This window comes from Frankia sp. CcCS3 (assembly GCF_977927575.1).
On sequence record NZ_CDWRCL010000201.1, the window covers coordinates 1 to 7,683 of the forward strand.

11 protein-coding genes and 1 tRNA gene are annotated in these 7,683 nt (G+C 67.3%); 4 read left to right on the forward strand and 8 right to left on the reverse strand.

Annotated elements, in window-relative coordinates; translation table 11 throughout:
* Positions 1 to 333 precede the first annotated feature (333 nt).
* From AC08OQ_RS15560 to AC08OQ_RS15575, 4 genes are all read right to left on the reverse strand, one after another.
* The gene (locus AC08OQ_RS15560) at positions 334 to 531 is read right to left on the reverse strand and encodes a hypothetical protein (protein WP_476605333.1); all 198 of its coding nucleotides are present in this window, start codon (positions 529 to 531) and stop codon (positions 334 to 336) included.
* Positions 532 to 541: 10 nt separating this feature from the next.
* Positions 542 to 907: a hypothetical protein gene (locus AC08OQ_RS15565; protein WP_476601174.1), complete on the reverse strand. Its 366-nt coding sequence runs from the start codon at positions 905 to 907 to the stop codon at positions 542 to 544.
* A gap of 399 nt (positions 908 to 1,306) precedes the next feature.
* Positions 1,307 to 1,750 (reverse strand): GNAT family N-acetyltransferase, encoded by a 444-nt coding sequence (locus AC08OQ_RS15570; protein ID WP_476601172.1) that lies wholly within the window; start codon positions 1,748 to 1,750, stop codon positions 1,307 to 1,309.
* Positions 1,751 to 1,853: 103 nt separating this feature from the next.
* On the reverse strand, positions 1,854 to 2,672 hold the full coding sequence (locus AC08OQ_RS15575; RefSeq protein ID WP_476601170.1) for a hypothetical protein: 819 nt from the start codon (positions 2,670 to 2,672) through the stop codon (positions 1,854 to 1,856).
* Between the two features lie 150 nt (positions 2,673 to 2,822).
* On the opposite strand from AC08OQ_RS15575, the gene AC08OQ_RS15580 reads away from it, so the two are divergent.
* On the forward strand, positions 2,823 to 3,140 hold the full coding sequence (locus tag AC08OQ_RS15580) for a hypothetical protein (RefSeq protein WP_462188199.1): 318 nt from the start codon (positions 2,823 to 2,825) through the stop codon (positions 3,138 to 3,140).
* A 285-nt stretch (positions 3,141 to 3,425) separates the two neighbouring features.
* Positions 3,426 to 3,686, forward strand: coding sequence for a hypothetical protein (locus AC08OQ_RS15585; RefSeq protein ID WP_476601167.1), 261 nt, complete (start codon positions 3,426 to 3,428; stop codon positions 3,684 to 3,686).
* A gap of 448 nt (positions 3,687 to 4,134) precedes the next feature.
* Here AC08OQ_RS15585 and AC08OQ_RS15590 read toward each other — a convergent pair.
* Both AC08OQ_RS15590 and AC08OQ_RS15595 read right to left on the reverse strand, forming a co-directional pair.
* Positions 4,135 to 4,206 (reverse strand) — tRNA-Val (locus AC08OQ_RS15590).
* 101 nt (positions 4,207 to 4,307) lie between these two features.
* Positions 4,308 to 4,766, reverse strand: coding sequence for a peroxiredoxin (locus AC08OQ_RS15595; protein ID WP_011437438.1), 459 nt, complete (start codon positions 4,764 to 4,766; stop codon positions 4,308 to 4,310).
* A gap of 706 nt (positions 4,767 to 5,472) precedes the next feature.
* Here AC08OQ_RS15595 and AC08OQ_RS15600 point away from each other — a divergent pair.
* Complete coding sequence (locus AC08OQ_RS15600; protein WP_476612145.1) at positions 5,473 to 5,829, forward strand: DUF4234 domain-containing protein; 357 nt, start codon at positions 5,473 to 5,475, stop codon at positions 5,827 to 5,829.
* 201 nt (positions 5,830 to 6,030) lie between these two features.
* Here the strand turns inward: AC08OQ_RS15600 and AC08OQ_RS15605 are convergent, their stop codons facing one another.
* The gene (locus AC08OQ_RS15605; RefSeq protein ID WP_011437440.1) at positions 6,031 to 6,468 is read right to left on the reverse strand and encodes a DUF3052 domain-containing protein; all 438 of its coding nucleotides are present in this window, start codon (positions 6,466 to 6,468) and stop codon (positions 6,031 to 6,033) included.
* Between the two features lie 219 nt (positions 6,469 to 6,687).
* Positions 6,688 to 7,092 carry a secondary thiamine-phosphate synthase enzyme YjbQ gene (locus AC08OQ_RS15610; RefSeq protein WP_476601163.1) on the reverse strand — a complete coding sequence of 135 codons (405 nt, stop codon included), beginning with the start codon at positions 7,090 to 7,092 and terminating at the stop codon, positions 6,688 to 6,690.
* Between the two features lie 390 nt (positions 7,093 to 7,482).
* On the opposite strand from AC08OQ_RS15610, the gene AC08OQ_RS15615 reads away from it, so the two are divergent.
* The coding region (locus AC08OQ_RS15615; RefSeq protein WP_476612146.1) for a hypothetical protein at positions 7,483 to 7,683 on the forward strand (201 nt) is incomplete at its 3' end.

Here is a 7,683-nt window from a genome sequence, read left to right on the forward strand (position 1 = left end):
CGCCAGGGGTTGTGGGCGATTCATGTCACGACACGAGGCATGCCACATCAGGTCACAGCAGGCCACGCCGAGCCAACATTACGCACAGTTACCAAACTGGCTGGGGTCTCACGCCCACCCCGGTTAACTTCGAAGACCCGTCATACGCCACGTACTCGTGATCACCCGGATGCAAGATCACAGGGATGAAACAGGCGACGAACTCCTCCGTGTGAACCGACATGTAAGCCCTGATAGCGCCGTCAGAAAGACGCCGGGGGATCACCTCCCCCGGCTGCACCGGGGCGTCAGCGTTCCTCGGTGAGTAGGGGCGTACCACCGGTGCGACCGGCCTTAAGTCAGTGAGCCGTCGATTTTGACCACGTACAGCTTGATGTCGGTCAAGTACGGCACCACGGTGCCCGCTACCGGCTCCTGCCGTACCACCTTCCAATGCGAGTCGATGATCTGAAGGCGTCCCCGTCCAGTCGCGTCGATTGAAGTCGACCGCAAGGGCGGGAAAAGAAGCTCCTGCGCGCTTTGCAGGTTCATGCCGACAACATTAGGGACCGCCTTCACCGCGGGGACCGTCGGCTGGGTTGCGGCAGGCGCGGCAGTGGTAGGGATACCCCCTTCCGTGCCGGGGACCGTAATGGCCGTTGTCGTCGCCGCCGGGACGGCGGTGGTCGCGGCCGTCGGGGTGGCCGGTCGTGGAGCTGGGGCTCGCGATCGCGGCGACGATAAGAAGCGCGACCACGGCGACACCGCCGATAATGCCGATCTTCTTCCAGTCGCGACCCTGCCGCGGTGGCGGCATCGGGGGTCCGTAGCCGCGGGTCGGCCCATCTCCGCCCGGGTGAGGCTGCTGGTAGCCCTGGCTTCTGCCGTCGTGGTAGCTGTGGTGCCTTTGATCGTCGTAGTACGACATGACCAATCCCCGTTGAGACAGCATCGGGGAATGGGCGTCACCCCCCGACAACGCGGCGCACAGGGCATCGAAGGCATCACTGGACCGAATCGCGGGGTACGCGCTGGGCGGGTATCCCGCGGATGGGCTCTTGCGTGTTTCTCGGATCCGGGAACCGTCCGTTACGAGTCCTTCGGGCCCACCGATCGACAGTCCGGGCAGTCCCTGGAGGATGACACCGGCCGGAACGTGAGCCGGACACCCCACCGTGGCGGTGGCCGCCGATGCTTCTTGCAGCGCAGCACGATTACCGGGTTGGGCCACGGTCTGCCAGGCGCCTCGTCCATGCCGTCAGGATGGCCCGGCCGGCGCGGCCGCGCCGTATCCTTCGCGTGGGCTCCGGTATGGGTGCCCGGCAGCTCAGGCTCTGGAGGTTGCCCCACGCCGGGTGTTCCACTCGGCTCGGCTGATCGCATAGACGTTGTTCGCCCTCCATGGGCCGACGTCAGCCACCTCCCGGAAGGTCATCCCAAGCTTGCGCGCGATCGCGTTCATCCCCGCGTTCTCCTGGTGTGTGACAGTGATCAGCTCGTCGACATCCAGCCGATCAAAGCCGAAGTTGAGCGATGCTGTGATCGCTTCTGTGCCAAGTCCCTGCCCCCAGCGGTCCCGGCGGATAGAGACAGCGACCTCGACGGCGAGCCAGCCCTCGGCGTAGAAGGTTCCTGCCCGGCCTATGAACTCGTTGGTATGGCGGTCGGTCATGGCCCACATACCATGTCCGCGTCGCTCCCATAGCGCCCGGGTCCGTTCGATCAGTCGGACTGTCCCCTCCCGCCCGCACGGACCATCGAGATAGTGCATGGTCTCGGGGTCGGCGTCATCGCCGCGTACGGGTCGATGACGGCGTCGAACCAGCCGCGAAGGATGAGCCGTTCCGTGACAACGATGGGGATCTCGGGTGCGGTCACTGGGTGAGGGCGAGCCGTGGGCGGGCGCCGAGCTGTTCGCGTAGATCTTTGACTGGGGGTAGTTCAGCGAACGGATCAAGATGCTTGCTGATATCTCCGGCCTTGGCTGTGACACTGTAGGTCGGGATGGCGTTCAACATCGAGACCACTTCCGATGCGTGCCGAGCAGCCTCCTCCGGCTCGGGTTTGGATCGAAGTAGCAGCGCCAGGGAGAGGTTGAGCATGGCGTTCCCGAGGTCTTCGAATCCACCACCGGTTCGTTGGTAGGCGTCGACCGATGCGCGCGCCATCGCCTCGGCCGCCTCGCCATGCCGGAGAGGGGCGAGAGTCCGCGCTGTCGACTGGTCGGCGTGGGCGGGTCCGAACGGTGATGCTCCGGGTAGCGGGGGACTGGCCACGACGTGGTCATGCATGAGCGCGAGCGCTTTTCGTGCGCCGGCTTCGTCTCCGAGCGCGACCAGTCCTCGAACTTCGTAGGCGGCGAGTCGCGCAGCCAGGTAAGGATGATCGGCTATTGTCAAGGCCTCCCGGGTCGACCCTGCGGGTCCCGGCAGGGCGTATTCAAGATCTTCTGCTGTCTTTTCGAGCTTCGCTTCCTTCCACAGGCGGATCAGTTCGCCGTCGGACTTCAGCTCCCGGTTGAGGTCTGCGACGACTCTGGGTGACGGTAGCTGGTGGCCGTTCGCCGCGTCGCCGATTACTTGGCGCGGGATCCCCGTCTTCCGGTGCAACTTACTGTGATCGTTCTGTCGATCTGCGATCAAGCCTCGAAGATACGTCACGAACTGTGACCGTGCTTGTCTCTGAGGATCCATCGCCTTGTCCTCCTGTCAAGCGATGCCCTGTCATGGCCGTCATCTGCATGCATGAAGAAACGGCTGCATTCTGCAGCAGATCTGGTACGCAGTGTGTCATGTCCTTACCGGCGGATGTGCCGGCCGGCATCCGGAGGCCAGGGAGGATTCGTGACGCTGACGGGTTCTCCCTGCGGATCGCCGGGCGGGTGGAAGGCGGCCACCTATACCGGGAGGAGAAGCGGGCCCCACCGCTCGCGGGCACCCTCCCCCTCCCGGGCCCTGCCGACCCGCCGGCCCGGAGCGAACTGGATTCCCGTGCGGGACACACCGGCGAACTATTCGATCTCCGTGCTCGACGCCGATGGGCGTCCGGTCGAAACCCTGACCGGCTGGCCCACGGCCCGGCTCGCCGACGAGCACGCCCAGACCTTGCCCGACATCGTCGGCTACCGGGTCGTTCCGCTTCGCCGTGTCAACGGCCCCTGAGACCGGGGCCGTCCCTTCCCCGAGGCGGCCCCACCTGATCCCTCCCCGCCTGCACGCCCTTCGTCAGGGCACTCCGTGAGCACGGTCGCAGGCGGGGAGGCACCACAGCCCCCGCCCATCCCCAGACCGGGGCCGCCGCCAATGATGCCGGCGGCCCCCTCCATCCCTCCCCGCCCGCGAAGTCCCTCCGCCCCGGCTCGTCCCCGGGGTGCCGGCTCGCGGGTGGGGAGGCTCCATCACACGCGAGGAGACAGACGCATGGGGTGAACCGACCCCGGCACCCCGGTGGGCACACCGTTGGACTGGCGCCGGGCGGCCTGCGCCCCCGCGGCCCAATTCGCCCGCGACGGCGCGGAAGCCGTCATCCAGTACCGGTATGCCGGCGAGGTCCACGAGCTCCGGATGCCCGGCGTCATCTGGTCCGGCCTCGTCCAAGAGGCCCGCGTGGCCACGTTCACCACGCTGACCGCCGAGTGGACGGAGTGGGCGGTCGCCGGCGGCCTGGTCCGCCACGCGGACGGCCACGTTGACCTGCGCTACAGCTAGCTGGGCCTCCGGGACATCCGCCTGCCCGCCACGATCTGGGATCAGATCCTCGCCGCGATCCGCGCACACGCCATCGACGGCCTCGACCGGTGACGGTCTGGCTCCAGCTCTGCAAGGACTGCAACGGTTTCGCGGTGCGGATCGGTGTCTACGCGACCAGCTACGGCCGTCCGCTCACGCTGATCTCATACCGCCCATTCGCGGCGAGGTGGCGGACAAGCGCGCCGCGTTCACCCGTCTCGACGACCACCCGAGCGGCGCCTGACCGGACCACTCCCCCACGGTGGCCCCGGGCGCGTTGCTACACCCGTTGCTACACCCGCGGCGATTCACGGCTTTCGAGCGCCCCGATTGCCGCCATGGGGGGCATGGGGGGGCTCGGCCCCAGCAGACATCGCGGCTGGCGGCGAAGCTTCCCGAAGGGAAGCAAGCATGAAAGACCAGCCCGTGGGCGCGGCAGGGATCGAACCTGCGACCACTCGCTTGTAAGGCGAGCGCTCTCCCGCTGAGCTACGCGCCCGGGAGATGACGAGGTCAACTAAGACTACGCAGCGGCGAGCCCCGGCGGGAGCCGGCCCTCCACGACTCCCCAGACGCAGGCCGGCTCCCGCAAGGACGATCTTAGAGGATGGCGAGCGCCTTGAGGTACTCGGCCTGGTCCCGCGCGTCGGGGATGTTGTTGACGACCTTCCAGCGGACGACACCCTCCTTGTCGATGACGAAGGTGCCCCGCAGAGAGATGCCCCGCTCCGCGTTGAAGACGCCGTACGCGCTCGCGACGGCGCCGTGCGGCCAGAAGTCGGCGAGCAGCGGGAACTCGTAGCCCTGCTGGTCGGCCCAGACCTTGTGGGCGAACGGCGAGTCGACCGACACGGCCAGCACCTGGACGTCGTCGTTCTGGAACGAAGCGAGATCGTCCCGCACGGAGCACAGCTCGCCTTGGCAGACGCCGGTGAAGGTCAACGGGTAGAACAGCAGGACCACGTTGCGCTTACCCTGGAACTCGGACAGCGTGACAACCTCGTTGTTCTGGTCCTTCAGTGAGAAGTCCGGGGCGACGGAGCCAACCTCGACGGCCATGGGCTCTTCCTCTCCACAACGGTGGGGAACTGATCAGGGACCGGTGACCACAACAGATGATCACTACGGCGACGGGCCCCGCGCCAAATCCGGCGAGGGTACTCACCGATCGGCACGGATGTCCCGATCCAGCATGCCATTGCCGGCTACCTCGAAGCTGGCCGCCCATCCGCGGCGTGCCCTACACGACCTTCCGGATCTCCGCCATATCGCCTGGAACCGCACCCGACCTGGATGTTCACCCGCGTGCTCGGCAATCAGATCACGGCGATCAGACCGGGATGGAAGGTGTCCTTCCCGGTCCGGTGACCCCGATGCGGCGGGTGTGCGGGTTTTCGAGGCCAGAGTGCCCTAGCCTGGCCGATCGACGCGGGAACCGCACCGGCCGGACATGCGTGGGGGCATGGTGCCGTGCCCCGCGGCCGCCACTGGTATGGACACCGATGAGGACAGGGCCACTTTGACCAATCAGAGTTCCACCCCGCACGGATACCCCGCCCAGGAACCTCACCCGATCGACGGACCGGGCACATCCACCGGCGGATTTCCGATCTATGCGTTTCGTGAGTCTCTGACCGGCCACGAACCGCAGCAAGGCTACCCCGCCACCCCCGACTATGGGACACCGGGCCTGGCCGGACCACCTGGCTCCCCCGACACGTTCCAGGGGTCCGGCCTACTCGGGAGGAGGCGCAACCCCTTCGCGGTGTGGCTGGGCATTCCTCTGATCACCCTGGGTGTCTACCCGTTCGTCTGGATCTACCGGACGAACAAAGAGCTCGCCGAGTATGACCGGCGCATCGAGGTGAACCCGACGCTGTCGCTGCTGGCCTTCCTGATCGGCTGGATGATCATCTTCCCACCGTTCGTCGCGGCCTGGCGGCTCGGCACCCGCGTCCGTAGCGCCCAGCGTGCGGCCGGGGTAGCCGAGACGAATCCGGTCCTGGCCTTCGCTCTCTTCCTCATCGGCGGCGGCGCGTTGGTCCTGCAGTTCGGAATCAACCGCATCTGGGACCGCTACCCCGGGGCGGTCGAGGGCCAGCAGGTGCCGCTCTACCGGTAACCGCTCTACCAGTGACCGCCCGCCGCCCGGCCCACCCCGAGCGCCGCCCGCGGCGGCCGGAGGCGCCCATACACCCCGCATCCGTCCCCGAGGCACGCGAGCACGGCGGTGCACGCCCGCCTCGACCCGGACCCCGAAACCGAGCGAACCGGACCGGACCGACCCATGCCCGGCCGGGCCGGCCGGACCGGGCACCTTAGGTCAGCGGTGGCGCACCCGCTGCGACTTCGGCGCCGCCAGCCGCTGGCCGGACCACTCCTGGGCGACGCTCAACGTGCTGGTCTGGACGAGACCCGCGGTGGGCACCGCGTCCAGCACGTCACTCGGCTCGACATGGCCGGCACGCCCGGCCTTGGGCGTCAGCAGCCAGATCACGCCGTCGTCGGACAGCTGCCGCCGTGCGTCGATGAGGGCGTTCGCCAGGTCCCCGTCATCCTCCCGCCACCACAGCAGGACGATGTCGACGACGTCGTCGGAGTCCTCGGGGACAAGCTCGGTCCCGCTGGCGCTCGTGACGGCGTCCAGCAGGTCCTGGGCGATGTCGTCGTCCTCGTTGAGCGACTGCACCTGGGTCCCGGCGGAGACTCCCAGCCGCTCCGCTCGGCGCTGACCCTCGGCGTTCGCCGCGGTCGGACTCACCCTCCACTACCTCCTGCTCGTATGTTGACGCTCCGCGTAACCGCGAGGGCGTCCCGTCTCGGTGGACGCATCCAACGATGATCCTCATCGGCTGGTGCGCCTCGACCTAGTCCACCGGACCTTCCGGTGACTGCGCAAGTGCCACGCCGTCGGTTGTGGACAAGCGACGGCGTGGTCAGCCTGGTGTGACTCCCCGCCAGTACCCCGGAGAGAGCGGAATCATCCCGCCAGGAACGACAGCCGGACCGTTCGATCGGGGTTGTCCACGTTGAGGTCCACCAGCGCAATGGACTGCCAGACCCCGAGCGCGAGGCGGCCGTCGATCACCGGCACCGTCAACGAGGGCGGGATGATGGCCGGCATCACATGCGAGCGGCCGTGACCGAACGTTCCATGCGCGTGGCGCCATCTGCCGTCGGCGGGGAGCAGATCCGCGAGCGCCGCGAGCAGGTCGATATCACTATCGGAACCCAACTCGAGGATGGCCACGCCGGCCGTGGCATGCGGCACGAAGACCGACAGCAACCCGTCGCTGGAACCGGCAAGGAACCGCCGCGCATCAGGTGTGAGATCCACCATACTTTCTCGCCGGCCGGTGCGCACGGACAGCGTCGTCGTCTTCATCCGGGTCGCCATCAGGGTGATTGTCCACCACCGCGGGGCCCGGCATCGGCCGCACTACGGACGACAGGCCAACAACGCAACGCACATCGCCCAGGTCTCGACCCGGAAGTAACCAAGACGTACGTGACGAGGCCGCCGCGATGGAGCACGATGGTCCATGACATACCCGTTCTCCGGGTAACCTCCCCCCTCGGCCGTCAAGGGTCGGTCGATCACCCAGAGTTCAGGCATCGTATGGGATGAGCGAGCGGCCGGGATGCGGCGGCGCATTGATCATGCATGTTCCCACCCGGTGCGTTGCAAAAGGGACAACTAGGCCGGCGATCGTACGATCAGGACCTTTTCGCATGATCGCGACGGCCCCGGGAAGCTCGAGGAGCAGGAGAAGGCGTGACGCAGGACACAACCCGGAAGTTCTCGGTCATCACCGACGGGCTACCGAGTCAGCTGCCGGACATCGATCCCTCCGAAACCAGCGAGTGGCTGGAGTCACTCGACGCCGTCATCGAGGAGTCCGGCCGCGGCCGGGCCCGCTTCATCATGCTGAAGCTCCTCGAACGGGCCCGGGAGAAGGCGGTCGGTGTTCCCGGT

Excerpts from the sequence above, each read along its gene's own strand:
- AC08OQ_RS15560 (WP_476605333.1), bottom strand. The coding sequence starts at position 531 with ATGAACCTGCAAAGCGCGCAGGAGCTTCTTTTCCCGCCCTTGCGGTCG.
- AC08OQ_RS15565 (WP_476601174.1), bottom strand. The coding sequence starts at position 907 with ATGTCGTACTACGACGATCAAAGGCACCACAGCTACCACGACGGCAGA.
- AC08OQ_RS15570 (WP_476601172.1), bottom strand. The coding sequence starts at position 1,750 with ATGCACTATCTCGATGGTCCGTGCGGGCGGGAGGGGACAGTCCGACTG.
- AC08OQ_RS15575 (WP_476601170.1), bottom strand. The coding sequence starts at position 2,672 with ATGGATCCTCAGAGACAAGCACGGTCACAGTTCGTGACGTATCTTCGA.
- AC08OQ_RS15595 (WP_011437438.1), bottom strand. The coding sequence starts at position 4,766 with ATGGCCGTCGAGGTTGGCTCCGTCGCCCCGGACTTCTCACTGAAGGAC.
- AC08OQ_RS15610 (WP_476601163.1), bottom strand. The coding sequence starts at position 7,092 with ATGAAGACGACGACGCTGTCCGTGCGCACCGGCCGGCGAGAAAGTATG.